The sequence below is a fragment of the Chromohalobacter canadensis genome (assembly GCF_029544075.1).
Lineage (GTDB): Bacteria > Pseudomonadota > Gammaproteobacteria > Pseudomonadales > Halomonadaceae > Chromohalobacter > Chromohalobacter canadensis_A.
Genome location: NZ_JAJQJH010000001.1, coordinates 367250 through 391963 on the forward strand (window position 1 = coordinate 367250; position 24714 = coordinate 391963).

A 24714-nucleotide genomic window follows, 5' to 3' on the forward strand; every position below is an offset into this window, starting at 1 on the left:
TCCCGGCCGGGCGCCTGTGGACGCCCGGCATCGTGGTGGGTTCAGAAGGAGGCGGCGCGCTCGCTGAAGTGGCGACGCTCGCGGTGTTCGGACTGCTTGCCGCGGTTGAACTGGCTGACCGGGCGATGGTATCCCATCACGCGAGTCCAGACCTCGCAGCGCTGGCGCTGTTCGGTAGGCAGGTTCTCGATGGAGTGGTCGGAGTGGTTCATGCAATGCTCCTTCTCAGGTTGAGGGTGCCTCAGGCCGGGGTCGCGGCCTGGGAGGCGCGTCTTGCCAGAAGCGCGTCGTCGCACGTCGGGCAGAACTCGTGTTCACCGGCCAGATAGCCGTGTACCGGACAGATCGAGAAGGTCGGTGTCACGGTGAGGTAAGGCAGCCGGAAGCGTGATAGGGCGGTGTGCACCAGTTGCTTGCAGGCCCGTGCCGAGGAAAGTTTCTCGCGCATGTAGAGATGCAGCACGGTGCCGCCGGTATAGCGGGTTTGCAGCGGATCCTGGTGGAGCAGCGCCTCGAAGGGGTCGTCGGTGAACCCCACCGGCAGCTGGCTGGAGTTGGTGTAGTAGGGGGCCTCTGGCGTACCGGCCTGGAGAATGCCGGAAAAGCGTTTCCGGTCTTCCCTGGCGAAACGATGGGTAGTGCCCTCGGCCGGGGTCGCCTCCAGGTTGTAGAGGTGGCCGGTGCTTTCCTGGAACTCGCGCATCCGCTCGCGGACGTGATCCAGCAGTTCCAGGGCCAGTTGCTGACCTTCCGGGGCGGCGATATCGAAGCGGTCGGCACTGAAGTTGCGCACCATCTCGTTGAGGCCGTTCACACCCAGCGTCGAGAAGTGGTTGCGCAGCGTGCCCAGGTAGCGCTGGCTGTAGGGGTATAGGCCGTCGTCCATCCACCGCTGGATGCACTCGCGCTTGATCTCCAGGCTGTCGCGGCCCAGTTCCAGCAGCCGGTCCAGCTCTTTGAGGAGCCCCGCCTTGTCATCGGCGAAGCGGTGCCCCAGGCGCGCGCAGTTGATCGTCACCACGCCCAGCGAGCCGGTCTGCTCGGCGCTGCCGAACAGGCCGTTACCGCGTTTGAGCAGTTCGCTGAGGTCGAGCTGCAGCCGGCAGCACATGGAGCGCACCATGTGCGGCTCCAGGTCAGAGTTGAGTAAGTTCTGGAAGTAGGGAAGGCCGTACTTGGCGGTCAGCGCGAAGAGCCGCTCGGCGTTGTCGCTCTCCCAGTCGAAATCCGCGGTGATGTTGTAGGTGGGGATCGGGAAGGTGAAGACCCGGCCGCGGCAGTCGCCCTCCTCCATCACTTCCAGGTAGGCGCGGTTGAGCAGATCCATCTCGGCCTGTAGCTCGCCGTAGGTGAAGGGCTGCTCTTCGCCGCCGATGACCGGAACCTGATCGCGCAGGTCCTGCGGGCAGATCCAGTCGAAGGTGAGGTTGGTGAAGGGTGTCTGGCTGCCCCAGCGCGACGGCACGTTAAGGTTGTAGATGAACTCCTGCACCGCTTGTTTCACCGCTGGATAGTCGAGCCGGTCCTCGCGTACGAAGGGTGCCAGGTAGGTATCGAAGGAGCTGAACGCCTGGGCGCCGGCCCACTCGTTCTGCAGGGTGCCGAGGAAGTTGACCATTTGGCCCAGGGCGCTGGATAGATGCTTGGGCGGTGCGCTTTCGGCCCGTCCCGGCACGCCCTTGAAACCCTCGGCAAGCAGGGTGCGCAGTGACCAGCCGGCACAGTAGCCGCTGAGCATATCCAGATCGTGGATGTGCAGGTCGCCCTGGCGGTGCGCTGCACCCACCGCAGCAGGATAGATCTCGTTGAGCCAGTAGTTGGCGATCAGCTTGCCCGAGGCGTTGAGGATCAGCCCTCCCAGGGAGTAGCCCTGATTGGCGTTGGCATTGATGCGCCAATCGGCGCGTTGCAGGTATTCGTTGACGGTCGAGGCGACGTCGATGGTGTGATGGCGCTGCACGGAGGGACTTGTCACCGCTTACTCCCATATATGGTATTGAGATTTTTAAAATGCACTACATGATGTGCTTCCAAGCGTAGGCGCCCCAGAGTTGAAAAGACATGATGCAGATCAGGAAAAGGACAATCGGTGGTGATACCCGCTTGAACGGGGCTGCCGGGGTCAGGTCGACCGGGGGGGAAACCGGCACACCGTATGAAGAAAGGATGACCGCAGGGGCCATCCTGTGAGGAGGGGAGTATCAGGCCGACACGCTGCCCTTGGCTTCGCTCTCGATCGACTGCGACTGTGCGCGGCCGAACAAGGCGAAGACGACCTGCCAGGCCACGGCCAGGGCGCCAATGATGAACACCACGTCACCGATGGTGCGGATCCAGCGCAGTGTCTCCAGCAGTGGCTGTTGCATGAAGGCTTCGCTGCGGGCGTACCACAAGCCCTCGCTGGCGCTGGCAATGAACTGGATCACACCCACCGGCAGCAGGCTGGTGAACAGCATCAGTGCCAGGCCGGCGTTGAGACAGCAGAAGCCGACCTTCATCAAGCGGTCGTTGAATACCAGGCCCGGCCTGATGTAGCGCAGCACCAGCAGGGTGAAGCCCAGTGCCAGAAAGCCGTAGACGCCGAACAGGGCGGCATGGGCGTGGGTCGGCGTGGTATTGAGGCCCTGGATATAGTACAGCGCGATCGGCGGGTTGATCATGAAACCGAGAACCCCGGCGCCAAGCATGTTCCAGAACGCCACACCCACGAAGAACAGTAGCGGCCACTTGATGTTTTCCATCCAGGGGGCCCGCTGCTTGAGGCGCCAGTGCTCCCAGGCTTCGTAGCCGAGCACCACCAGCGGCACGACTTCCAGCGCACTAAAGGTGGCGCCGACCGCCATGACCGGCGTCGTGGTGCCGGAGAAGTACAGGTGATGGAAGGTGCCGGGAATGCCGCCGAGCATGAACAGCGAGGCCGAGGCCAGGCTGGCGGTGGTGGCGATGCGCCGGGAGACCAGCCCCATGGTGCAGAAGATGAAGGCCAGCGCGGTGGTCGCGAACACCTCGAAGAAGCCTTCCACCCACAGGTGGACGATCCACCAGCGCCAGTACTCCATCACCGACAGATGCGTGCGCTCGCCATAGAAGAAGCCGGCGCCGTAGAACAGGCCGATGGCGGCTACCGAGGCGGTCAGCAGGGCCAGCAGATGCTTGTCGCCGGGCTGGCGCAGGGCGGGCACGATGCCACGCAGCATCAACACCAACCAAAAGGCGATGCCGGTGAACTTGCCGATCTGCCACAGGCGGCCCAGGTCGACGTACTCGTAGCCCTGGTGGCCCAGCCAGAAGTTGAGGTTTTCCGGCATGATCTGGGCGATCGCCAGGTAGTTGCCGATGAAGGAGCCGGCGACCACGACGACCAGCGCCCAGAACAGGATGTCCACGCCCAGCTTCTGGTACTTCGGATCCTTGCCGCCATTGATGATCGGGGCGAGGAACAGGCCGGCGGCGAGGAAGCCGGTGGCGATCCAGAACAGCGCGCTCTGGATATGCCAGGTACGCAGCAGCGTATAGGGGAACCAGCGGGACAGCTCGATGCCGTAGAAGCTCTGGCCTTCGATGGTGTAATGCGCGGTGGCGCCGCCCACGAACACCTGGAAGACGAACAGGCCGACCACCAGCAGCAGGTATTTGCCCAGCGCCCGCTGCGATGGTGTCAGCGCGATGCCGGTCAGAGGATCCTTGATGGGGGCCTCGGGTTCGGCCTCGTCCTCCTTGTGCAGGAACGCCCAGGTCCAGATCAACAGGCCGATACCGGCAATCAGCAGCACCACGCTGGCCAGCGACCAGAAGATGTTTTCCGCCGTGGGAACGTTGTCGATCAGCGGCTCATGCGGCCAGTTGTTGGTATAGGTCGCCACGCTTCCCGGGCGCTCGGTGGCGGCCGCCCAGGCCGTCCAGAAGAAGAAGTGGGTCAACTGCTCGCGGCGCGCGGCACTGGGCAGCGTATCCTCCTTCATGGCGTAGCTTTCGCGGGTGCTCTGTAGCGCGGGATCGTCGCTGAACAGGCGGCTATAGTAGTCGGCGGTCTGGGCCATGGCCCGGGCGCGTCGCTCGGAGACGGTCACCGTGTCGCTGGCGGCATCCAGGGTATTGGTGCGATACGCCTGTTTGAGTTCGAACTCGAGCTGGTTTTGCTCGCTTGGACTCAGCGAGGCGTAGGACGCGCCATAGGTCTCCTCGGCAGCCAGTTCCAGCCAGGCCATCAGCTCGCGATGCAGCCAGTCGGCCGTCCAGTCGGGGGCCTGATAGGCGCCATGTCCCCAGATCGAGCCGAGCTGCATGCCGCCGACGGACTGCCAGGCGGTCTGGCCGTCGAGGATGTCGTCTTCGGTCATCAAGAGTTCGCCATTCGTCGCCACCACTTGGTCGGGGATCGGGGGTGCCTGGCGGTAGACCTCCTTGCCGAAAAAGCCCAGCAAGGCGAAGGTGACGCCCAGGACGATCAGCAGCAGGCCCCAGAGCTTGCGGTAATTAGCCATGCCGAGCCTCCTGCACCAAGGCCTGTTCGAACAGGACGTCGTTTTCCAGCTGCATGTGTTGGACCAGGTCCTCGCGGAATTCGCGCAAACCGTCGTATAGCGCACGCCAAGTCGTGCAGGCGTCCGCGGGCGCCTGGAGATCGCGCGTCAGCACCATCACCTGATCCAGCGCTTCATGGTGTTCGTCATGCTCGAAACGCATGACGGCAATGGGGCCACGGGCGGCGCCGCCACGCTTGATCCTCGGGAACAGCACGCTCTCTTCCTTTTGCATATGGCTTTCCAGTGCCTGATGCAGCTCTTCGAGGTGATCGGCCAGGTCGCGGGGGCACTGGACATGCGTGTCATGGACCTGTTCGACGCGCCGCGCCAGGCGGATGAGTTCGGGCAGCTGCTGGCGATGGATGGCGTGATAACGGGCCAGGATATGATCGATCAGTTCGCTGGGAGATCGCTCCGAAAGCGTCATGGCGTGCTCCTGTAACGGTAAATGACGCTCCTTTATTGCAGGTTGCATGCCAATCTTTAACCGGTTGATTTGACTCGAGGAACGTTGATTGAGGTCAATTCGACCCAGCGATGTCGGGGTAATAATGGCCAAGCCATGGTGGCGAATACCCGTGATGTCATTATGAGCGCTCAGGAGCCTACCCATGCTGGAAGAAACCGTGCTTGCCGATCTCACCGCCGAATTGCCCAGTGCGGTACGCCTGCAACGCCTGGTGAAGACGCTGCGCGAATACTTCCGCTGCGGGGCGGTAGGCCTTTTACGTCTCGACAGCGAGGCGTTATGTCCGGTGGCGGTCGAGGGGCTGACGCGCGAGGTGTTGGGGCGGCGCTTCATCGTGGCTCAGCATCCACGCCTGGCGGCGATCCTCGCCCAGCGAGAGACGGTGGCCTTTCCACCCGATTCGACCCTGCCCGATCCTTACGATGGCCTGGTTGACAATCACATCGGTGCCCCCTTGCCGGTGCACGATTGCATGGGCATCAGCCTGTATGTCGAGGGCAACCTGTGGGGGGCATTGACCCTGGACGCGCTCGCCCCCGGAACCTTCGACGAACGTGCCCACAGTGACCTGCAGCGTTTCACCTTGCTGGTCGAGGCTGTCGTGCGCTTGACGCGTCTGGAGCAGGACGTGCGTCGCCTGCGCCTGTCGCGAAGCGATGCCGCCAAGGACATCAGTGAACGTCAGGAGGGCGAGATCATTGGGCAAGGTCCCACCATTCGTCAGTTACTGGATGAGCTTGAGGTGGTGGCGGATTCCGAACTGCCCGTGCTGCTCACGGGCGAGACCGGGGTCGGCAAGGAGCTATTCTCACGCTATCTGCACCAGCATTCTCGACGTCGGCAGCGCCCGCTGATTCAGGTCAACTGTGCGGCGTTGCCGGAGTCGTTGGCCGAGAGCGAGCTGTTCGGTCATGTGAAGGGTGCCTTCTCGGGGGCGGGCAGCGCCCGCGCGGGGCGCTTCGAAGCAGCGGACGGCGGCACGCTGCTTCTCGATGAGGTCGGCGAATTGCCACTCGCTATCCAGGCCAAGCTGCTGCGGACCCTGCAAAATGGCGAGATCCAGCGCTTGGGCGAAGACGAACCGCGCCATGTCGATGTGCGCGTCATCGCCGCCACCAACCGCAATCTGCACGACAGCGTGCGCGCCGGTCATTTTCGCGCCGACCTCTATCACAGGCTCTCGGTTTATCCGGTGCCGATTCCACCGTTGCGTGAGCGGGGCAACGACGTACTGATATTGGCCGGCCATTTTCTCGAACTCAATCGAGCCCGCCTGGGGGTACACAGCCTGCGATTATCGCCCGACGCCGAGGATGCGCTGTGCGGCTACGACTGGCCGGGCAATGTCCGCGAACTCGAACACGTCATCAGCCGGGCGGTGATCAAGGCACTCAGCCAGGGCGCGCGCCGCGAGGATATCGTCACGCTGGAGCCCGAGCTGCTCGACCTGCCGCTGGCCGTTTCCACCTTCTCGACTATGACGGCTTCGGAGGCGGCGGTGACATCGCGCCGGGATACCCCGGCGGAATCGCTGTACGACAGCGTGACGCGCAGCCAGCGTCACGCCATTCGTCACGCCCTAGAGCGTACGGGCGGCAATTGGTCGGCGGCGGCGCGGCTGCTCAAGGTCGATGCCAGCAATCTACATAAGTTGGCGCGCCGCTTGGGGATAAAGTAATCGGGCGTTAGCTATTTTGGTGCCTGCCTCTCCCCATTACACGTTTCACAGAAGCGAGGCTCGGGCGGGCGGTAGGGCGGACGCCTCGGTCGCCTCGGGCAAGTTTTCGGCCTCGGGTAACATCGTCCGCTGCGTATCCGGGCGATATTTGCGCATGATATAGCGCAGTCGTTTCATGACATCCAGGTTGGCGGACTCCATCCGCGACAGGGCTGCCATCGCGTCGTCCATGCGTCCTTCCTGATGATGCGTCACGGCGTCGATGGCTTGTTGGTGGACTTCGCGATGCGGGACTTCCAGCGCTTGAAAGTCCTTGTCGCTGTAGAACTGCTGGCTACCCTTTCCCTCGTAGTACCAGCGGCCCAGGGCGCACTGGGTTTCATCGGGCAGGTCGTCGGCCGTCTTGTCCGAAATCCCTATGACAATGCGATAGACCTCCAGCTTGATTTCCAACTCCTCCAGGTTGGCGAGCTCGACCTCGCTGAGCATGGCAGAGAAGGAGAGCGTCGGGCTGCTTTCACTGGTCAGGTCCAACAGTTGCTCGGTACGCTGCATCACGTGGCTGGCTTCGGCGCTCAGACGTTCGGCCTTGCGGGCATTGTCGACCATCACGCCGTCGACCTGGTCGACCTGGCTCAGGATGCTGCCGTTGAACCCGCCAATCTCGTCGGTGGCATCATTGGTGCGCGAGGCGAGCTGGCGTACCTCGGTGGCCACCACGGCGAAACCGCGCCCCGCATCGCCGGCCCGTGCCGCCTCGATGCTGGCATTGAAGGCCAGCAGCGTGGTTTGCATGGAGATTTCCTCGATGACGCTGACAAAGTTGCCGATGCGCCCGGCATCGCCGCGCAGCGACGTCACCTGCTCGGCGGCCTGCCCGATGCGGGTATTGAGTGAACGGAGTTCATCGACCATGGCATTCAAGGCGGCCTGGCTGTGCCGCGATTCGTTGGTGGTGAAATCGGTGATCCGCTGGTTGCCCATCAGCAGGCCGGAGAGCTCCGAGAAGGACTCGCGCAAGGCCACGACGGATTCGCCGAAATCGGTAAGGTTGGTAAACAGGTGCTGGTGTATCCGCTGCTCGGTTTCCAGCGCATCGATGCGCGCTTGAAGTCGGTCGCGCTCGGCACGCAGCGTTTCGGTATGTGCGCTTTCGGTGTGTTGACGAGATCTGCCATGGCGAAAGGCGAGAAGGGTCATGGTGGCGTGCTCCTGTGGTAACGCGTGCACCTCTCTATGGCAGGAAGCGTGCCAACTCTAACTGTTTGATCTTTCGATAATTAATACGGAGTAGGTCGATTTTACCCGGTGTAATGAGGTGATGATGACCGTCTCCATAGTCGTGAGAACCTGAACGATATCGATGGTTTGCCCATGATGGACCAGTGATGGACGGAGAAGAGGCGGGACAAGAGACAACGGCTTTCGCCATCGGGAAGACGTGCGACGACCTTGATATCAGTCAGGCTTGCGGTGTTGCTTCAGTGGCATGATGGGTGGCTACCGATCGTTGAGGAGGGTCACCATGCCATTGTCGTTACCGCCACCGTTGCTTCTGTTGCGGGCTCTCGATCATGGAGCTCCGCTGGCGCTCAAGCGTCGCTTGGTCGAGCCGTTGCTCAACCGAACTTTCGCCGAGCCGCTGGTCGAAGGCGAGTTCGATGCCCTCGACGGACGCCGCATCACGCTGAGGGTCGAGGAGTTGGATGCGGTACTGACCCTGGGGTTGGAAGCAGGGCGGCTGGTGCTTTGCCGCGAGGCCGGCGAGGCGACCATTCGTGGTGGTTGGCGTGAGTTCCTGTGCCTGGCGACCCGCCACGAAGATCCCGATGCCTTGTTCTTCCAGCGCCGCCTGCTGATCGAAGGCGACACCGAGTTGGGTCTGACGGTCAAGAATCTGCTCGACGGTCGCGAGGAAGGGCTTGCTCAGGGCCGCCTGGGCAAGTGGCTGGAACGCCTGGAGCGGCTGGTGCGTCACGATCGCGGTGCCCAGTCATCCCGGACGTCTCCGGAGACGCCAGGGGGAGAGGATAGGCTTTCCTGATTGAAGTCAAGACGTCTGCGTTCTCGTTCTGGCCTGATGGCCTTACCCCCGCCTAGATCATGGCACTGGGCCCGGTAACCTCGGGGCCGGTGCCCGAAGGAGACAGAATGAGCGAGTATTCTCCCCACCAGGACTGGGATCCCCGCGCCGAAGCCGTACCCAATGCCATGGACCCGCCGGAGCATGCCCGCTTCCGGCGCCTGATCGAACCCTACTTCGCGCCGGGCCCCATGCGCGATTTCGAGCCTCTCTACAGTGATATTGCCGACAAGCTGGTCGACGCGCTACCGGCGGAGGGGGAGATCCTGCGTATGGATGCGCCCTTGATGTCCAATCGGCGTATTGCCACCTGCCCGGTAACGCTCGGCGGGCGACGTATCGAGGCGGGAGAGCGTCTGCAGAGTCCCGAGGATCCTTTCAGTGTCTTTCGTTGTCGCCAGGTCGGTAACTGCAAGTGGGTCTGTCCTGAAGGATTGAACCCGATGAAGGCCATCGGCCGTATTCGGGAAATGCTATTGAAAGAGGGTGTTTAAGTGAGCTTCCGCCATAACGACGGGCCCGTGCTGCTCGCCTATGCGTTCCGGCCCTTCTTCCTGCTCACCGCGCTCTACGCGGCAAGCTTGGTAGCGGCATGGACTGCCTTCCTGTTCGGCGGGCTGCCCCTGCCGCTGGGTGTGAATCCGGTCCAGTGGCATGCGCATGAGCTGCTCTTCGGCATGATGCCGGCAGCCATCGCAGGGTTTTTGCTCACCGCCATGTGCAACTGGACGGGAGCGCCACCTCTGAAGGGTGGCGGTCTGCTGGCGTTGATTTTGTTGTGGACAGCTGGGCGGGTAGCAATGTGGCTGTCGGGCTGGCTGCCGCTGTGGCTGATCGCGGCGATCGATCTGGCCTTCTTGCCGGCAATGGCGGCATATGTCGCACAAGTGCTGCTGCGCCACGGCAATTACCGCAACCTGGTGCTGGTTGCGCTGCTCTCTCTACTCACCGGAGCCAACCTGTTGATGCACCTGGGGTTCAGTGGGCTCTGGCTTGGCGGGGGACGGCTGGGTGAAATCCTGGCGCTGGATCTGATTGCCACGCTCATGGTCGTAATCGGCGGTCGGATCACACCGGCGTTCACTGCCAACTGGCTACGCATGCAGGGCAAGGATCCCACCCAGGTGAGACGCTCGGAGGCGCTGGATCGTGCGGCCTTCTGGAGTATGGTCGCTATACTGCCGGTCGACTTGGCGATGCCGTTTCCCGTGCTAACCAGCCTCATGGCATTGTTCGCCGCACTCGTCAATGGTTGGCGACTCCATGCTTGGCGGGGTTGGAAGGCCTCGGGGGAGCCCCTCATATGGATTCTTCACTTTGCCATGGCCTGGATTGTCGTTGCCCTGCTTCTCAAGGCGATGACGCCTTGGTTGGCGCTATCTCCCAGTGTCTGGATGCACGCGATGGGGGCCGGAGCAGGCGGTACCTTGATACTGGGCGTGATGACCCGTGTAGCGGTGGGGCATACGGGGCGGCCAATGCGTCTGCCGCGTTTGGCGATATGGATCTATATCGCTGTCATCACTGCGGGGGCGGTGCGAGTGATTGCGGCCTTCGTGCCGCAACTGGCCTATCCTGCGCTCACCGTCTCGGCAGTGGCCTGGGTGGTTGCTTTTCTACTTTTCGTGCTTATCTACTGGCCGATCCTGAGCCGACCACGCGCTGACGGGCGCCCCGGCTGAATGCAAGCTCGGAATATGGTGAAACCCATTGCCGTCTGGGATGTTCATATCCAGAACCAGCCGTGGCTACCTGCCACCGCCCCCGCGATCGTAATCAGGCTGATGACGAGCAGGAACCAGTGCAGCCCCTGGACGAGCCGAAACGTGGATCCGGGGGCGCGTTCGGCGCGTGCATGGAGCCAGCGGTGCAGGAATAGCGGCTCGAACACGAACAGCATCAGCGTGAAGATCAGCCACACCACGATCATGGCGTGAATCCACCAGTACTCGATCATCGTCAGGCGCTGCCAGCCGACGACATCCAGCATGTAGAAACCGCTGAGTCCCGCCAGCAGCGTGGTGATGCGTGCCTGCCAGGCAAAGCGTGCTTCCACTTTCTCGAAGAATGCCACGCGCTCCGTATCGCTTTTGAAGCGCTTCACTGCCGGTAGCAGGACGGTGGTCACCATCGCTACGCCGCCGATCCATAGCACGACGGCCAGCACATGCACGACCCGGGCCAGAAAGTAGTATTCCATGTGTCACACGGTTCTCGAAAACAGGCCGCGCTGGCCCTCGCCCAAGTAGGCGTCGAAGGCCATGGCTACGCTGCGCATCATCAGTTTCCCCCGGGGCAATAGCCCCACTGCACCTCCCTCGATCGCCACCAGGCCATCGGCGATATGCCTGGACAGCTGATCCAGCGAGTCGGCGAAATAGTGGGCGAATTCGATATTGTACCGGTGCTCGAAATGGGCCATGTCGATGTGACCATGGCACATCAGGGCCATGATTACATCACGGCGCAGACGGTCGTCGTCATTGAGTTGGTAGCCGCGCTCGACCGGCAGGCGGCCGGCATCGAGGCAGGCATAGTACCGGGAAAGCGTCTTGGTATTCTGGCTGTAGCTGTCGGCTACCTTGCCGATGGCGGAGACACCCAGGCCGATCAAATCGCAGTCGGCATGTGTGGAGTAGCCTTGGAAGTTGCGTTGCAACGTGCCGTTTTGGCGGGCCTGGGCCAGTTCGTCATCGGGCAGCGCGAAGTGATCCATCCCGATGTAGACGTACCCCGCAGCGGTCAGGCGCTGGATGGTCAGCTCGAGCAGTTCCAGCTTGCGCTCCGGCGGCGGCATGTGCTCCGGGCGAATCAGGCGCTGAGCCTTGAACATGCTGGGCAGGTGGGCATAGCTGTAGGCAGCGATGCGATCTGGCCGGATATCGATGATCTTGGCCAGGGTGGTATCGAAGCTCTCTACGGTTTGCAGCGGCAGGCCATAGATCAGGTCGACGCTGATCGAATCGAAGTCGGCCTCGCGGGCTGCCTCGACCAGAGCGCGAACCTGGCCTTCGCTCTGGATGCGATTGACGGCGGCCTGCACGTCAGGATCGAAATCCTGAACGCCGAAGCTCAAACGGTTGAAGCCTAGTTGGCGCAGGCCGTGAACTCGCTCGGGCGTGACCGTGCGTGGGTCGACTTCCACGGAAAATTCGTAGGCGCTGCGGGTATCGACGCGAAACGCCTGGCGCAAGGCATCCATCAGCTCGGTAAGCTGTTCGTCGGTGAAGTAGGTCGGTGTGCCGCCGCCCAGGTGGAGTTGGGTCAACCGACGGTCGGCGTCGAACAGTTCGGCATGCAGGGCGATCTCGCGCTTCAGATAACCAAGGTACTCGGCCGCTTTCTCGGTCTTCTGGGTAATGATCTTGTTGCAGGCGCAGTAGTAGCACAGGCTCATGCAGAACGGAATATGGACATAGACCGACAGGGGCTTGGGTAACGGGTCGCCGTTGCTCATCTCGGTGGCTTGCCGGTAGTCGTCCAGCGCGAAGGACTCGTGGAACTGGGGTGCAGTCGGGTAGGAAGTGTAACGTGGCCCGGGGAAGTCGTACTTATTGACCAGGGCACGGTCGAAGACCTGTGTTTGACTCATGGTCATGTCACCAGAAGGGAGTGATGAGTGCACTATACGAGGTCTTGCTGCCACGGAAGTTGCTTTCGATCATTTTCGAGGCGATCGAACGAATCGTCAGCGCTCAAAGGCAACCGCAAGGTGTCGGCTTGAGCGGGAAGGCCTTCCCGCGCGCCGGCACCTGCCTCGTGGCGCTTTTCTGCTTTCTCATTGCCTTGACCATGCCGCTGATGGAAGTGGTGCCTTTCTCGGCCAATGGTGCGGGCCTGGCCTTGATGATGTTCGGCTTGTCGTTGATGGCCAATGATGGGCTTTGGGCGCTGCTGGCGCTGATCCTCACCGGCGGCACGGTCGGCGTGGTGATCGTCGCCTTGTTGTAATACCCCCCCCCCTTTAAAAGGCTGCCTCACCGCCATGATCGGCGTTAAATTCGTGCTGTAGCCAGTCCAGCAGTGCCAGCGTTTCCACCCGCGATTGAGCGCCTTGTCGCGTATACACCGAGAGCGCGTCGCTGAGCGGCAGCGACGCATTGACCGGGCGTACGAGCTGGCCGTTTTGCACCAGGCGCTCGGCCGTGCGCCGCCAGCCCAAGGCGATACCATGCCCGGCAAGCGCCGACTGAAGGACCAAGGGATAGCTATCGAAAATCATGCCGTTTCCCAGGGGGGGCATACAGTTCCCCATAGCGCGTAGCCAACTATCCCACTCGAACCAGTCCGGTGAGTCGGCCCTGTGGTGCAGCAAACGGTGCTCGGCGAGGTTCGCCAGCGTGATGGGACGCTGCTGTGCCGCGAAATAATCGGGACTGCAAATCGGAAAGATCTCGTCGGACGCGGTGAAGGACAGCGCGTGACTGCCGCTGGGGCGCCCGCTCGTCTGCAGTGCGACATCGAAATAGTCGTGATGCTCGACCACGGGGCGCGTCGAGGTCACCAGGCGTACCTCGATTTCCGGATGCCGCCGGTTGAATGCGGCGAGGCGCGGCATGACCCAGTAGAAGGCTTCGCAGAGCTGGCAGAAGAGCACCACCACACCGTCATGCACTTCCTCTCGCAAGGTGTTGGCATGCGTTGCGACGCTCTCCAGAGCGGTACTCACCGTGCGCCCGAACTCGCGGCCGGCGGCGGTGAGGAAGACGCCCCGGTTGCGACGCTCGAATAGCGACACGCCGAGGTTTTCCTCCAGGGCGCGAATCTGGCGGCTGACGGCGGCCTGGGTGAGATGTAACTCCTCGGCGGCACGCGAGAAGCTTTCCAGGCGCGCGGCGGCTTCGAAGGGCATCAGGCTGGCGAGCGGGGGCAAGGCCTTGCCTAGTCGGTTCATATGCGATCCATAATCACAGCTCATGGAAAGTGACGTATAACTCGTTTGTCGTGCATGCCTGGGGCGCGCACTCTTGAGCGGCTTCTTGCTCAGGGAGAACGTTCATGAAGCCGATAATTGGGGCACAAACCTCAGAATGGCAAGGCATCGGTTGTATTGTCGCCTCGGTCTTCTGCCTCTCGATGGCCGACGCTCTGGTTAAGTATATCAGCGATGACGTGGGTGTTTGGCAGCTGTACGTGCTGCGTGCGCTTTTGGCGTCGCCGCTTTTGGGGTTGCTGCTCGGAAGACGTGGCGTGATGCGTCTGGGACGAGCGCTGCTACGCCGCTGGGTGCTGGTCAGAACCGGTTTGTTGATGGCGATGTGGTTGACCTTCTATGCGGCGCTTCCGACGTTGACGCTCTCCATGGCGGCGGTGGCGCTGTACACCTCGCCGCTGTTCATTGCCTTGTTCGCTGCCTGGTTGGCCGGCGAGCGGCTCTCGACAGGAGGCTGGTTGGGGATCGTCTTGGGCTTTGCCGGCGTGGTGCTGATATTGCGCCCGGGGACTATGCATTTCACGCCCATGGTGGCACTGCCGCTGCTGGCGGCGGTGTGTTATGCGCTGGCCTGCGTGGTGACGCGTGTTCATTGCCGCGACGAAGCGCCGTTGGTGCTTTCCGGGGCGCTGAATCTGGGCTTTCTGTGTCTGGGGGCGGTGGGCTGTCTATGGATGACGCTGCACGGGCAGCTACCGGCCGATGGCACCACGCCGACCTTCCTGACGGCGCCCTGGCGTTCGCTTCCAGCCGAAGCCTGGTGGCTACTGGCGGGACTGGCGATACTCTTCGTGCTGGCCAGCAGCACGGTGGCCAAGGCTTATCAAATGGCCCCGTCTGCCTTGATCGGCATTTTCGATTACACGTATCTCATCTTCGCGGCCGGTTGGGGATGGTGGCTGTTCAGCGAGACGCCGGATGTGGCCACGGCGGTGGGCATGTTGTGCGTGGGCGTGGCGGGGGTGTGCGTCTGGCGCGCCACGCCCGCCTGCATGCCGTCCGTTACCGCATCGGTCGGCACCGAGACCCGATCCGGCTATCCGGCGGGACCGCCGAGATAACGATGCCATTGTTTAACCTGGGGGCTGGATGCAGGTTGAGTCGTCCGCGATCCTTCCCTATACATAGGGGATAGACGTTACCTCAACACGGACAAGGAGCTGTCGCATGTTGGCAGGTGGCGTTCAGGACCGCTATCTAGTCTTTGAAATTGAGTGTGCGAAAGTGCAAGGCCAAGGTATGGCCAAGATTCGTTTGAGTCAGCAACGCGAGGGATTCGCATGGAGCTGTTCGCCCTTCTAATCATTCTGATTCTTGCACTGGGCGCCGGGCTGCTGATGCAGTGGTTGCCCATGCGTCACCAGCCGCGGCCCAGTTGGTCTCAGCGCGCGCCGTTTCTGGGCGGGGGGACGCCCGACAGCCACGCCTGGAACCGCTACCACGTTCGCTACTACTCCATGACGCTGCTGTTGATCGCCTTCGAGATGGAGATGATGTTCATGTACCCATGGGCGGTCGTGTTCGTCGAGAAGGGCATGAAGGCCATGATGGAGATGGGCATGTTTCTCGCCATCCTGTCGGTGGGCATCATCTATGCCTGGCGTGAGGGGGTGTTCAAGTGGCAGTGAACTGGCTGCACAAGTTCGCCGTGCGTGGCCGCGTTCCCGTATTTCCCGTGCTGGGCAAGCAGGGGGATGGCGTGCTTCAGCACCTTGCGTTATCGCCGCGAATCGAACTGGTCGACTCGCCGCGTCATGCCAGTGTCTTGCTGGTGGCGGGGGAGGTTCCGGCCGACCGTTTCGAGCCCCTGCGCCGGGTGCATGACCAATTGCCATACCCTTTCACGACGCTGTGGTTTCGCAGCGAACCCTGGCCGCATCTGGAACGCGTGGCCCGTATCGACGATCTCGACGACCTGCCCGGTGCACTGGTCACGGCGCATCGCGAACTGATGGAAGGCCGCCGCGGCAGTGCTCATCGTCTCCTGCCGGATGAGCCGCCCACCCCCTGGGAAGGCGAGGGCGACTTTGGCCAGGGCGGCGAAGGCATGATGGGCGGGGTGCCCTACGGGCGGCCTATGGCCATGAACATGGAGGATGACATTCGCGACGGTTTGACGCTGGATTCACTGACGTTCCGGCTGGGGCCATTCTTTTGCGCGTTTCCGCCCGGCATGGCGGCGGAGATCACCCTGCAAGGGGATCTCGTGCAGACATGGAAAACGCAGTTGGCGCCGTATCCACAACCTCTCGATGAGGTCTTTTGCGACGCGCTCGAGCGCCCCGTCCCCATTGCGGAGGTCGAGCTTGCCCGGGCCCGCCATCATCTGCAGCGGCTGTTTCATGCGTTACACCTGGCGGGCCTGGAGAACGTGAGCCTGCGGGCCTTGCGCCTGGCGCATGGATTGTCGACGTCGAGCACCCTCGATGGATTGCGCCGCGCGCTATCACGTAGCGGCTTCTTTCGACTGACGGCGGGCGGCGGCGCGCTCGGCCCCGAGCAGGCGCGCATGATTGGCGGACCCGCCGCCCGAGCTGCCGGAATGGATGATGATCTGCGCTCGGAGGATGCCGGCTATCGACGGCTGGGGTTCTCTCCCGTCTGCCAGGCCGCAGGCGATACCCATGCTCGCTGGTGGCAGCTGCTGGACGAAATCGATCAATCCCTCCATCTGGCCCGCCTGGCCGAACGCGACAAGGTACACACAGAGCGAGTAGGCGGCATCGAGACGCCGCGTGGCCCCTGGTCGGCGCGGCGGTCGGCGGATGCGAGCGCGCTCTTCGACGAGCTGTTACCCGGGCTGGAGTGGGGCGATGCCCTGGTGACGGTCGCCAGTCTGGATGTCGCGGGGGTGGCCGATCAACCTGTCGGCACACGGCCATCCGGCGAGTCCCGGGCGGTACGGGGAGGCACCGGGAACGATGTTTAGCGAGCTGTTTCTGCCGGTTCTCATGGTGATCTTCATGCTGGTTGTCGGCGGTTATGCCGTTGCCGTGCTCGATCGCCTGGTTGCCAGCGCGCTTGGCACTCCCCAGGCCGGAGGTATCTGGCTGGCGCCGATGGCGCGCGGCGCCTGGTTGCTGACCCAGCACGCCAATGCCACCGAAGCGCCGGATTGGCGGGCCTGGCGGCTGGCACCGGCCCTGTATCTGGCATTGGCGGCGGGCGGGCTGGCGGTGGTGCCATGGTCGGCATCGCTGGTTGCCACGGATCTGGTCACCAGCGTGGTGCTGTGGGGCAGCGTGGAAGCGCTGGCGACCGTCGTCATCTTCTTGCATGGCTGGTCGGCGAATTCGTTACTGGCCTTGATCGGCGGGTACCGGTACGTGGCGCTGGGGCTCTCCTACATCCTGATCAGCATGTTCGTGCTGATCGGCGTGGCATTGCCGGCCGAATCGCTGCAGTTCACCCAGGTAGTGGCTTCGCAGGAAGGTCTGTGGAATGTCATCCGCCAGCCACTGGGACTGCCGCTGTTTCTCATCGTCGGCTTGGGCATGACCTTCTGGGGGCCGCTGAATCTGGCCGATTCGACGGATCTTGCCGGCGGCACGGCCTCGGAGATCTCGGGGCCGCCACGGCTGGTCTGGGACATGGCCCGGGCGGGCATGCTGGTCGCGTTCAGCGGCGTGGCAGCGACTGCCTTCCTGGGGGGCTGGCTGGGGCCCTGGCTGCCCGGCCCGTTATGGATGTCCCTCAAGATGCTGGCGGTATTGAGCGTGCTGCTGTTGCTCGGGCGGCTACTGCCGCGACTGGCGCCGGAGCGCTGCGTCACCTTGATGTGGGTCGTGTTGCTGCCGCTGTCGTTCATCGATCTGGTATGGGCCGGGACAGGAGCGCTGTTGTGATGGAGAGCATGAATCACGGCCTCGGTGTCGATATCGCGTTTCTGCTGCTGGCCACGCTGGCGGTGGTCACCGGGTGGCGCGTGTTTCGCACCGATTCGATGGTACGGGCCTCCTTCTTTCTGCTGGTGTCGTTCATCGCCGTGGGCGTGATCATGATCCTGTTGGCGGCGGAATACCTGGGCGTTGCCATGTTCTTCATGATGGCCGTGGAAATGACGGTCATGGCGCTGTTCATGGTCATGTTCATGATGAACCCGGCCGGCCTGAATCCCATGAACATGGTCCATCAGGAACGTATCGCCATCGGGGCCGGCGTCGCCGGTTTTCTGATACTGGGCGCCATGGCCCTGTTGGCGCCCTTTCCCGATCAGCCGGTGCCGGCAGGCCTTGAGCCCGTCAGATCATTGGGTAACGAAATGCTCGGTGAGTCGATGCTGATTTTTGAATCGGCGGGCCTCGTGCTGCTGACCACCATGATCGGCGTGGTGGTGCTGTCGAGCCATCGCGGGCGCTATGGCGCAGCGGCGGAGGGCTCGATGCCGCCGGGGCTGGAACCGGGCGGCGACCCGGCAGGCAAGCCCGAGGAGGACGAAGCGGGCGAGGGTGGGCATCACCATCATCACCATCATCACCATCATCACCATCACCACTGAGCGGCACAGACAGGCAGGGAGGCTTGCATGACACTCACCACACTTTTGCTATTGGCAGCGGCACTGATCGGTATCGGGATCTATGGCGCGCTTTCCCAGCAGTCGTTCGTGATGCTGATGATGGGTCTGGAGCTGATCCTCAACGGTGTCATGCTGGCGGCGGTGGCGTTCTGGGCCTTCAGCGGGGCCGGGGTGCCGGAAGGGCAACTGCTGACGATCATCGTCATGGCCGTGATGGCCATCGAGATGGCGATGGGGTTCGCCCTGGTGGTCGCGGTCTTCCGCGGTAAACAGGCCGACATGACCGAATCGCTGACCGGGCTGAAACACTGATGCTGTGGTCCGTTCCTCTCTTGCCGCTGCTGGCGGCCCTCGTCATCCATGGGGTCGGCAAGCGCTGGCCGGGCGACGACAGGGGCCGTGCCGTGCTGACCCTGGCGGGGGTGGCGATCACGGTCGCTACCTTGCTGCTCGTGAGCATCGCGGTCACGGCGGACTGGAGCGGCACCTATCGCTGGAGTTCCCGAGTCGTTCTGTCGCTCGGGATGACATCCGCGAGCGCCGTGTTCGCCATCGTCGTGCCACTGATCGCCGCGCCGATCATCGTCTACAGCGCCTACCATGAAGCATCGCCGGTCAGTGGCAGAGAGACGGTGCGCCCTCCCGTCGGACTGGTGGCGCTGCTGACGGCGTTCGTCGGCGCGATGGAACTGCTCGTCCTGGCCGAGGATTTTGTCACCCTGCTGATCGCCTGGGAACTGGTCGGGGCATGCTCGTGGGCGCTGATCGCCCATGAATGGCAGAAGGCCGGCAACCTGCGGGATGCCACCTGGGCGTTCCTGGTCACTCGCTTCGGGGATCTGGGGCTGTACATCGCCGCGGCGGCAGCGTTCGCCGGCACGGGCTCGTTTGCCTTTGCAGACCTGGCCCAACTCGATGGGTGGCGGCTGGACGTGTTTGTTGCCGGCGTCGTGCTGGCCGCCGCCGCGAAATCCGCCCAGGTGCCGTTCTCTCCCTGGCTGTTTGCCGCCATGTCCGGGCCGACACCGGTGTCGGCATTGCTCCATGCGGCGACCATGGTCGCGGCGGGGATCTACCTGGTGGTCCGGCTGCATGCGGAACTCTCCGCCGTCGCCTGGTTTGCGCCGGTCGCCATCACGCTGGGGCTGACCACTGCCCTGGCAGGGGGACTGGTGGCCTGTCTTCAGGGCCATGCCAAGAAGCTGCTGGCCGCCTCGACATCGGCCCAGTATGGCCTGATGTGGCTGGCGGCAGGGGCGGGCTTTCCCAGCGTCGCCCTGGTGCACTTCGTCACGCATGCATTCACCAAAGCGGCGCTGTTCCTGGCCGCCGGCATCGCCGAACGCCATGTCGACAGCTATTCGCTGACGGCGATGCGTCTGGGTCGCCTGCTTCCTGGCGTCGCGGCAGCCAGCATGGTGGCCAGCCTGGCGCTGGCGGGCGTCGTTCCGCTGAGTGCGGCGTGGAGCAAGGAGAAGATCGTCACGGCCGCCGGCCATCAGGCGTCCTGGCTGGCCGTGATCGTCGCCGTGGCGGCAGGGCTCAGTGCGCTGTACGCCACGCGCTTTCAACTGCTGGCGTTCGGGCGGGGGCGGCATGACCGCATGAGCGAGGCTGTCTCCCGGCCCGGCCACTCTTGGGCGGAAGCCGTCGCGCTCTATCTGCTGGCGGCAGGCACATTGGCACTGTCGCTACTCTGGTGGCCCGGTGTCGGAAATGGCCTCGCCGATTGGCTGTCCGTGCACTTTCCCGGGACCAGGCCGTGGGAACTCATCCTGTCGCTACTGCTGGTGGCGCTGGGCATGGGCCTGGGTGCCTGGGCGGTGCGTCGTGAAGTGACAGGGGCGCGCCGACCTGGCGCCACGCGAACCGGCGTGGCGGACTGGCTGGGCCTGCCGATGCTGGCAGCACGTGGCGCGGAGGCCATGCTGATGTTCAGCCATGGCCTGGCACGCTTCGACGATCGCGCCGTGGATGCCGGGATCCGGGGCAGTGCCCGCTTTGGTGCGTGGCTGGCCAGGCTGGGAGAACGGCGTGGCGAAGGCGCGTTCGATGGTGCCACGAACCAGCTCGCGAAGGGCATCGACTGGGCGGGACAAGTGGCACGTCGGGCGCATACCGGGCAGATGCATCACTACTACACCGGTATCGCGGCCGGACTCGCCGCGATCCTGATCATCCTGAGCATAGGAGCGCTCCTTTGATTTTGACTGCAGCCCTGGGGCTTCCCATGCTGGGGGCCCTCGCACTCGCCGTTTCAAGCCGTTGGACCGAGACCGCGGCTCGCCGGTGTGCCATCGCGGTTTCGGTGTTGCCGGTGCTGTTGCTGATCTGGGCGTGGCGACAGTTCGATCCGCAAGGCGCGCTATTCCAGTTCGTCGAGGAAGTGCCCTGGGTACCCAGCCTGGGCATGGGCTACAGGCTGGGCGTGGATGGCATTGCCCTGGCTGTCGCGACGATGAGTGCCCTGGTCTTCTCGGCCAGCATCGCCTACCCCGTGGACACGAAGCATCAGCCTCGCCAGTACTATGCCTGGATGCTCTTTCTGCAGTCCGTGTCTCTGGGTGTCTTCCTGGCGCTGGACCTGCTGCTCTTCTATGTCTTTTTCGACCTGAGCCTGGTGGGGATGTTCTTCCTGATCGGCCGCTGGGGGCATGGTCAGGCGCAGCTCGCCGCGTTCAAGTTCTTTCTGTACACCTTCTGCGGCTCGCTGTTGCTGCTGCTGGCGATCATCGGGCTCTATCTGTCGGTCGAGCCGCATACCTTCGACATGCGCGTGCTCATCGAGCAGCAACCGCTGGCGGGTGCGGGCATGACGGCCGCACTGGTGTTTCTCGCCCTCATGCTCGGCTTCGCCATCAAGACCCCGATGGTGCCCGTGCATACCTGGCTGCCCCAGGCGCATGTCGATGCCCCGGGGCCGGTCTCGGCGATTCTCGCCGGGGTGCTGCTCAAGATGGGCACCTACGGGATCATCCGCATTCCGTTCGCCATGATGGCGGAGACATTCTCTCGCCATGCCCTGGTCATTGCGCTGTTCGCGGTCGCATCGATTCTCTACGGGGCCTTCGTGGCGCTCGGCCAGCGCAACCTGAAGCGGCGCATTGCCTACACGTCGATCAATCACATGGGCTACACGGTGCTGGGGATCGCGGTGGCCGGCGCCCTGATCCAGGATACCGGATATGCCCGCGAGCTGGCCCTGGTGGGGGCCACGGTGGAAATGGTGGCGCACGGCCTGATTACCGGGGCGCTGTTCCTCATCTGCGGCTCGTTCTGGCAGCGTACCGAGGAGTATGACCTGGACAGCTACGGTGGTCTGCTGCGTCAGGCCCCGTGGCTGACCGCCTTCGCCGTGCTCGCCTCCTTTGCCAGCCTGGGCCTGCCCGGCCTGGCCGGTTTCGTGGCGGAGTTCCATATCTTTGCCGGCACCTTCGGTGTCTATCCATGGCTCGCCGTCATCGGTGTGCTGGGCATCCTGGTGACGGCGGCGCTGTTTCTGCAGATGCTGCAGAAGGTGTTCTTCGGGGCGATGCCGGAGCGCTGGGCGCAGTTCGAGGATCTGCGTCCCATCGAGTGGGGCGTGCTCGCGGTGCTGTCGGCAGGCTTCGTGATCATCGGCGTGGCGCCGGCGTTTCTGCTGACCCTGGTCGAGGCATCGGCGACGCTGCTGGTGGGAGGCCGCTGATGCCTATCGGTGACGTACTGCCGGAAATCAGCCTGACGCTGGGTGCCGTGGCGATCGTCCTGTTCGCCAGCTTCGTCCGTCAGCGGCAGCATCACTGGGCAGCCGTGCTGGCCCTGCTCGCCATCGGCCTCGGCGCGGGGCTGACCGTCGCGCAATGGGGCGGGGCGCCGCGACTGACATTTGCCGATGTCTGGGCGCTGGATGGCGTGGCGCTCGCCAGCAAGCTGGTGGTGCTGGTCGCCGGTGCGCTGGTCGTCGCGATGTCGCCTGAATGGATGCGGACCGATCGCCGCCATGGCGAGTACTACGCGCTGGTGCTGTTCGCTCTGCTGGGCGTCATCATGATGGCATCGGCCAGCGATACCATGGAATTGGTGCTGGGCGTGCTGCTGTCCTCGGTGGCCAGTTACCCACTGGCCGCCTATCACCGTGGCTGGGCGCCCGCGCTGGAGGCCGGGATGAAGTATTTCCTGATCGGCGCCTTGACCAATGCATTGCTGACGATCGGGGTGGTGGTGCTGTTCGGCCTGACCGGCAGTACCGGGTATCCGGACATCGCCCAGGCGCTTGCTACGGACAGCGACCGCCTGGCACTGACCATCGCCACGGCCTGCGTGGTGCTGGGGCTGACCTTCAAGCTGGCGGCGTTTCCGGCTCACGCCTGGATGCCGGACGTAGCGCAGGGTTCACCGGTACCGTCGGCAGCCTTTCTGACCGTCATTCCCAAGATCGGCGCCGCGGTAGCGCTGGCCCGCTTCGTTTCCCTGCTGCCGCCGGATGTCGCCTGGCGCGCGATCGTGGCATCGATCTCCGTCGCCACCATGACGCTGGGCAACGTGGCGGCGTTGAGACAGACGGACGTGCGTCGCCTGCTGGGCTGGTCATCGGTTTCCCAGTCCGGGTATGCCCTGATGGCCATCGTGGTACTGGGTATCAGCGATCAGGCCCTGCCGGCACTGGTGTTCTTCCTGGCGAGCTATGCCATCGCCAACCTGGCCGCCTTCGCCGTGGTCACGCACCTGCGGGGACGTACCGCACTGGACGATTATCGAGGATTGGCCCGACACGCACCGATCGCGGCAACGATACTGATCGTGTCGCTGTTGTCCCTGGTGGGTATCCCGCCGCTGGTCGGCTTCTTCGGCAAGCTGATGCTGTTTCGCGTCACCCTCGAGGGCGGTTACGCCTGGCTGGCGCTCGTGGCGGTGATCAACACCGTCGTCTCGCTGTTCTATTACCTGCGCATCGTCGCGCCGATGATGTTCGGCAGCCGCCAGTCCGCCGTGCATTTGCTGTCGGGCCAGTGGGCGCGCTCCGCGATGGCCGTGGCGGGTGTGCTGCTGATCGCCGGAGGGCTCGGCGCGGAAGCGCTCTCGCTGTTTACAGGCTCGATACGCTTTGCCCTGTAGGCCCCGGCGGGCCTGGCCCGCCGGATCCACGTCAATGGAGTGATACTGAGAAAGGAGTCGTCCATGTCACCCGCTCAAGGTTCGACGATCGAAACGCCAGATAGCCTGCATATCAAGGAATGGTTGCGCGCGTACCAGCGGATCCGTGCCGCCACCGAGGCCATCTGCGCACCTCTGCACAAGGAAGACTACATGGTGCAGAGCATGCCGGACGTCAGCCCGCCGAAATGGCACATCGCCCATGTCAGCTGGTTCTTCGAAGCCTTCATCCTGAAACCGTTTCATTCCGCCTACCAGCCCCTCGATCCCGCGTACGATCATCTCTTCAATTCCTATTACGTGACCCACGGCACGCCGTTCCCCCGGCCCGAGCGCGGCATGATCTCGCGGCCGACCGTGGACGATGTCTATCGCTATCGCGCTCACGTCGACCGGGCCATGGAAGCGCTGCTCAGCGATCCACCGCAGGAACATCTCCAGGAGATTCTCCGGCGTCTCGAGCTGGGCCTGCCGCACGAACAGCAGCATCAGGAGCTGCTGCTGATGGATATCAAGCACATCCTGGCCCAGAACCCCTTGTACCCGGTCTACCGGGACGACCTGGCGTCGCCCCCTGAGCATGACGTGGCTGCGCTCGGCTGGCATGCCTACCCGGCCGGCGTTCGCTACATCGGCCATGACGACACCGAGGAGGGGTTCGCCTATGACAACGAGATGGGGCGCCACCGCCAGTTCGTCGAGGCTTTCCAGATCGCCGAGCGTCCGGTGACCAACGGCGAGTTTCTCGCGTTCATGCAGGCGGGAGGGTACGACACACCTGACTACTGGCTATCGGAGGGTTGGGCGACGGTCAAGGCAGAAGGCTGGCAGGCGCCACTCTACTGGGTCGAGCGCGACGGCGTCTGGCATCACTACACCCTGGGCGGCCTGGTACCGGTCGACATGAACGCGCCGGTTTGCCATGTCAGCTTCTTCGAGGCCGATGCCTATGCACAGTGGGCCGGCGCTCGCCTGCCCACCGAGGCCGAGTGGGAGACGGTGGCCCATGATGCCGCCATTCGGGACAGCGTCGGGCAGGGAAACTTCGTCGAGCAGGACCATCTGCAGCCGGTAGCTGCCGCCGCGACCACCGGCGCGCCGAGCCAGATGTTCGGCGATGTCTGGGAGTGGACCGGCAGCGCCTATCGCCCCTATCCGGGGTTTCGCAAGTTGCCGGGCAGCCTGGGGGAATACAACGGCAAGTTCATGTCCGGCCAGATGGTGTTGCGGGGTGGCTGCTGCGCGACGCCGGCCGATCACATTCGTGCCACCTATCGCAACTTCTTCCCGCCACATGCGCGTTGGGCGTTTTCCGGTTTCCGTCTTGCCAAGGAGAGCCTCTGATTAACGTCGTGACCCTGGCCACACCG

At 63.5% G+C, this 24714-nt stretch carries 22 protein-coding genes and 1 pseudogene; 15 read left to right on the forward strand and 8 right to left on the reverse strand.

Annotated features, from left to right (window positions below):
- Positions 1-41 precede the first annotated feature (41 nt).
- The 4 genes from nrdD to LUN51_RS01835 form a co-directional block, all read right to left on the reverse strand.
- A complete protein-coding gene (gene nrdD, locus LUN51_RS01820) occupies positions 42-212 on the reverse strand; it encodes an anaerobic ribonucleoside-triphosphate reductase (protein ID WP_097021952.1) in 171 nt (56 codons plus the stop codon).
- A gap of 29 nt (positions 213-241) precedes the next feature.
- On the reverse strand, positions 242-1975 hold the full coding sequence (locus LUN51_RS01825) for a ribonucleoside triphosphate reductase (RefSeq protein ID WP_277809882.1): 1734 nt from the start codon (positions 1973-1975) through the stop codon (positions 242-244).
- 226 nt (positions 1976-2201) lie between these two features.
- On the reverse strand, positions 2202-4484 hold the full coding sequence (locus LUN51_RS01830) for a nitric-oxide reductase large subunit (RefSeq protein ID WP_277809883.1): 2283 nt from the start codon (positions 4482-4484) through the stop codon (positions 2202-2204).
- A complete protein-coding gene (locus tag LUN51_RS01835; protein ID WP_075368153.1) occupies positions 4477-4953 on the reverse strand; it encodes a hemerythrin domain-containing protein in 477 nt (158 codons plus the stop codon). The genes LUN51_RS01830 and LUN51_RS01835 overlap by 8 nt, the downstream gene beginning before the upstream one ends.
- 184 nt (positions 4954-5137) lie before the next feature.
- Here LUN51_RS01835 and norR point away from each other — a divergent pair, with 184 nt between their 5' ends.
- Positions 5138-6673, forward strand: a complete 1536-nt coding sequence (gene norR, locus LUN51_RS01840) for a nitric oxide reductase transcriptional regulator NorR (protein ID WP_277809884.1) — start codon at positions 5138-5140, stop codon at positions 6671-6673.
- A gap of 45 nt (positions 6674-6718) precedes the next feature.
- Here norR and LUN51_RS01845 read toward each other — a convergent pair whose 3' ends face one another.
- Positions 6719-7873, reverse strand: coding sequence for a methyl-accepting chemotaxis protein (locus LUN51_RS01845; protein ID WP_277809885.1), 1155 nt, complete (start codon positions 7871-7873; stop codon positions 6719-6721).
- Between the two features lie 325 nt (positions 7874-8198).
- Here LUN51_RS01845 and ubiT point away from each other — a divergent pair, with 325 nt between their 5' ends.
- The 3 genes and pseudogenes from ubiT (at position 8199) to LUN51_RS01860 (ending at position 10438) form a co-directional block, all read left to right on the forward strand.
- A complete protein-coding gene (gene ubiT / locus LUN51_RS01850) occupies positions 8199-8717 on the forward strand; it encodes a ubiquinone anaerobic biosynthesis accessory factor UbiT (protein ID WP_075368150.1) in 519 nt (172 codons plus the stop codon).
- A gap of 389 nt (positions 8718-9106) precedes the next feature.
- Positions 9107-9250, forward strand: a pseudogene (sdhB, locus tag LUN51_RS01855) (succinate dehydrogenase iron-sulfur subunit); the annotation flags it as partial.
- Positions 9251-10438 carry an NnrS family protein gene (locus tag LUN51_RS01860; protein WP_277809886.1) on the forward strand — a complete coding sequence of 396 codons (1188 nt, stop codon included), beginning with the start codon at positions 9251-9253 and terminating at the stop codon, positions 10436-10438.
- Positions 10439-10482: 44 nt separating this feature from the next.
- On the opposite strand, the gene LUN51_RS01865 is transcribed toward LUN51_RS01860, so the two are convergent.
- Both LUN51_RS01865 and hemN read right to left on the reverse strand, forming a co-directional pair.
- Positions 10483-10956, reverse strand: coding sequence for a hypothetical protein (locus tag LUN51_RS01865; RefSeq protein WP_075368147.1), 474 nt, complete (start codon positions 10954-10956; stop codon positions 10483-10485).
- Between the two features lie 3 nt (positions 10957-10959).
- Positions 10960-12348: an oxygen-independent coproporphyrinogen III oxidase gene (gene hemN / locus LUN51_RS01870; RefSeq protein ID WP_097021945.1), complete on the reverse strand. Its 1389-nt coding sequence runs from the start codon at positions 12346-12348 to the stop codon at positions 10960-10962.
- Positions 12349-12371: 23 nt separating this feature from the next.
- Here hemN and LUN51_RS01875 point away from each other — a divergent pair, with 23 nt between their 5' ends.
- Positions 12372-12707 carry an exopolysaccharide biosynthesis protein gene (locus LUN51_RS01875; protein WP_277809887.1) on the forward strand — a complete coding sequence of 112 codons (336 nt, stop codon included), beginning with the start codon at positions 12372-12374 and terminating at the stop codon, positions 12705-12707.
- Positions 12708-12720: 13 nt separating this feature from the next.
- On the opposite strand, the gene LUN51_RS01880 is transcribed toward LUN51_RS01875, so the two are convergent.
- A complete protein-coding gene (locus LUN51_RS01880; protein WP_277809888.1) occupies positions 12721-13650 on the reverse strand; it encodes a LysR substrate-binding domain-containing protein in 930 nt (309 codons plus the stop codon).
- Between the two features lie 104 nt (positions 13651-13754).
- Here LUN51_RS01880 and LUN51_RS01885 point away from each other — a divergent pair, with 104 nt between their 5' ends.
- The 10 genes from LUN51_RS01885 to egtB all read left to right on the forward strand — a co-directional run bounded on the left by LUN51_RS01885 (position 13755) and on the right by egtB (position 24688).
- Positions 13755-14750 carry a DMT family transporter gene (locus LUN51_RS01885; protein ID WP_246919953.1) on the forward strand — a complete coding sequence of 332 codons (996 nt, stop codon included), beginning with the start codon at positions 13755-13757 and terminating at the stop codon, positions 14748-14750.
- A gap of 219 nt (positions 14751-14969) precedes the next feature.
- Positions 14970-15317 carry an NADH-quinone oxidoreductase subunit A gene (locus tag LUN51_RS01890; protein WP_246919956.1) on the forward strand — a complete coding sequence of 116 codons (348 nt, stop codon included), beginning with the start codon at positions 14970-14972 and terminating at the stop codon, positions 15315-15317.
- Entirely contained in the window at positions 15308-16618 is a 1311-nt protein-coding gene (locus LUN51_RS01895) for a hypothetical protein (RefSeq protein WP_277809889.1), read from the forward strand. Before LUN51_RS01890 ends, LUN51_RS01895 begins: the two co-directional genes overlap by 10 nt.
- A complete protein-coding gene (locus LUN51_RS01900) occupies positions 16611-17534 on the forward strand; it encodes an NADH-quinone oxidoreductase subunit H (RefSeq protein ID WP_277809890.1) in 924 nt (307 codons plus the stop codon). Before LUN51_RS01895 ends, LUN51_RS01900 begins: the two co-directional genes overlap by 8 nt.
- Positions 17534-18187 carry an NADH-quinone oxidoreductase subunit J gene (locus tag LUN51_RS01905; protein ID WP_277809891.1) on the forward strand — a complete coding sequence of 218 codons (654 nt, stop codon included), beginning with the start codon at positions 17534-17536 and terminating at the stop codon, positions 18185-18187. The genes LUN51_RS01900 and LUN51_RS01905 overlap by 1 nt, the downstream gene beginning before the upstream one ends.
- A 27-nt stretch (positions 18188-18214) precedes the next feature.
- Positions 18215-18520: an NADH-quinone oxidoreductase subunit NuoK gene (gene nuoK / locus LUN51_RS01910; RefSeq protein WP_110061041.1), complete on the forward strand. Its 306-nt coding sequence runs from the start codon at positions 18215-18217 to the stop codon at positions 18518-18520.
- Entirely contained in the window at positions 18520-20412 is a 1893-nt protein-coding gene (locus tag LUN51_RS01915) for an NADH-quinone oxidoreductase subunit 5 family protein (RefSeq protein WP_277809892.1), read from the forward strand. Before nuoK ends, LUN51_RS01915 begins: the two co-directional genes overlap by 1 nt.
- Positions 20409-21896, forward strand: coding sequence for a complex I subunit 4 family protein (locus tag LUN51_RS01920; protein WP_156961541.1), 1488 nt, complete (start codon positions 20409-20411; stop codon positions 21894-21896). The genes LUN51_RS01915 and LUN51_RS01920 overlap by 4 nt, the downstream gene beginning before the upstream one ends.
- The gene (locus tag LUN51_RS01925) at positions 21896-23305 is read left to right on the forward strand and encodes an NADH-quinone oxidoreductase subunit N (RefSeq protein WP_277809893.1); all 1410 of its coding nucleotides are present in this window, start codon (positions 21896-21898) and stop codon (positions 23303-23305) included. Before LUN51_RS01920 ends, LUN51_RS01925 begins: the two co-directional genes overlap by 1 nt.
- A 63-nt stretch (positions 23306-23368) precedes the next feature.
- Positions 23369-24688 (forward strand): ergothioneine biosynthesis protein EgtB, encoded by a 1320-nt coding sequence (egtB, locus tag LUN51_RS01930; protein ID WP_277809894.1) that lies wholly within the window; start codon positions 23369-23371, stop codon positions 24686-24688.
- Positions 24689-24714: the final 26 nt, after the last annotated feature.

What these genes read in the sequence shown, in the direction of transcription:
- hemN (WP_097021945.1), bottom strand. Translation starts at nt 12,348, where the DNA reads ATGAGTCAAACACAGGTCTTCGACCGTGCCCTGGTCAATAAGTACGAC.
- ubiT (WP_075368150.1), top strand. Translation starts at nt 8,199, where the DNA reads ATGCCATTGTCGTTACCGCCACCGTTGCTTCTGTTGCGGGCTCTCGAT.
- norR (WP_277809884.1), top strand. Translation starts at nt 5,138, where the DNA reads ATGCTGGAAGAAACCGTGCTTGCCGATCTCACCGCCGAATTGCCCAGT.
- LUN51_RS01925 (WP_277809893.1), top strand. Translation starts at nt 21,896, where the DNA reads ATGCCTATCGGTGACGTACTGCCGGAAATCAGCCTGACGCTGGGTGCC.
- LUN51_RS01830 (WP_277809883.1), bottom strand. Translation starts at nt 4,484, where the DNA reads ATGGCTAATTACCGCAAGCTCTGGGGCCTGCTGCTGATCGTCCTGGGC.
- LUN51_RS01845 (WP_277809885.1), bottom strand. Translation starts at nt 7,873, where the DNA reads ATGACCCTTCTCGCCTTTCGCCATGGCAGATCTCGTCAACACACCGAA.
- LUN51_RS01835 (WP_075368153.1), bottom strand. Translation starts at nt 4,953, where the DNA reads ATGACGCTTTCGGAGCGATCTCCCAGCGAACTGATCGATCATATCCTG.
- egtB (WP_277809894.1), top strand. Translation starts at nt 23,369, where the DNA reads ATGTCACCCGCTCAAGGTTCGACGATCGAAACGCCAGATAGCCTGCAT.
- LUN51_RS01900 (WP_277809890.1), top strand. Translation starts at nt 16,611, where the DNA reads ATGTTTAGCGAGCTGTTTCTGCCGGTTCTCATGGTGATCTTCATGCTG.
- nuoK (WP_110061041.1), top strand. Translation starts at nt 18,215, where the DNA reads ATGACACTCACCACACTTTTGCTATTGGCAGCGGCACTGATCGGTATC.
- LUN51_RS01905 (WP_277809891.1), top strand. Translation starts at nt 17,534, where the DNA reads ATGGAGAGCATGAATCACGGCCTCGGTGTCGATATCGCGTTTCTGCTG.
- LUN51_RS01875 (WP_277809887.1), top strand. Translation starts at nt 12,372, where the DNA reads ATGAGTGCACTATACGAGGTCTTGCTGCCACGGAAGTTGCTTTCGATC.
- LUN51_RS01890 (WP_246919956.1), top strand. Translation starts at nt 14,970, where the DNA reads ATGGAGCTGTTCGCCCTTCTAATCATTCTGATTCTTGCACTGGGCGCC.
- LUN51_RS01880 (WP_277809888.1), bottom strand. Translation starts at nt 13,650, where the DNA reads ATGAACCGACTAGGCAAGGCCTTGCCCCCGCTCGCCAGCCTGATGCCC.
- LUN51_RS01915 (WP_277809892.1), top strand. Translation starts at nt 18,520, where the DNA reads ATGCTGTGGTCCGTTCCTCTCTTGCCGCTGCTGGCGGCCCTCGTCATC.
- LUN51_RS01865 (WP_075368147.1), bottom strand. Translation starts at nt 10,956, where the DNA reads ATGGAATACTACTTTCTGGCCCGGGTCGTGCATGTGCTGGCCGTCGTG.
- LUN51_RS01885 (WP_246919953.1), top strand. Translation starts at nt 13,755, where the DNA reads ATGAAGCCGATAATTGGGGCACAAACCTCAGAATGGCAAGGCATCGGT.
- nrdD (WP_097021952.1), bottom strand. Translation starts at nt 212, where the DNA reads ATGAACCACTCCGACCACTCCATCGAGAACCTGCCTACCGAACAGCGC.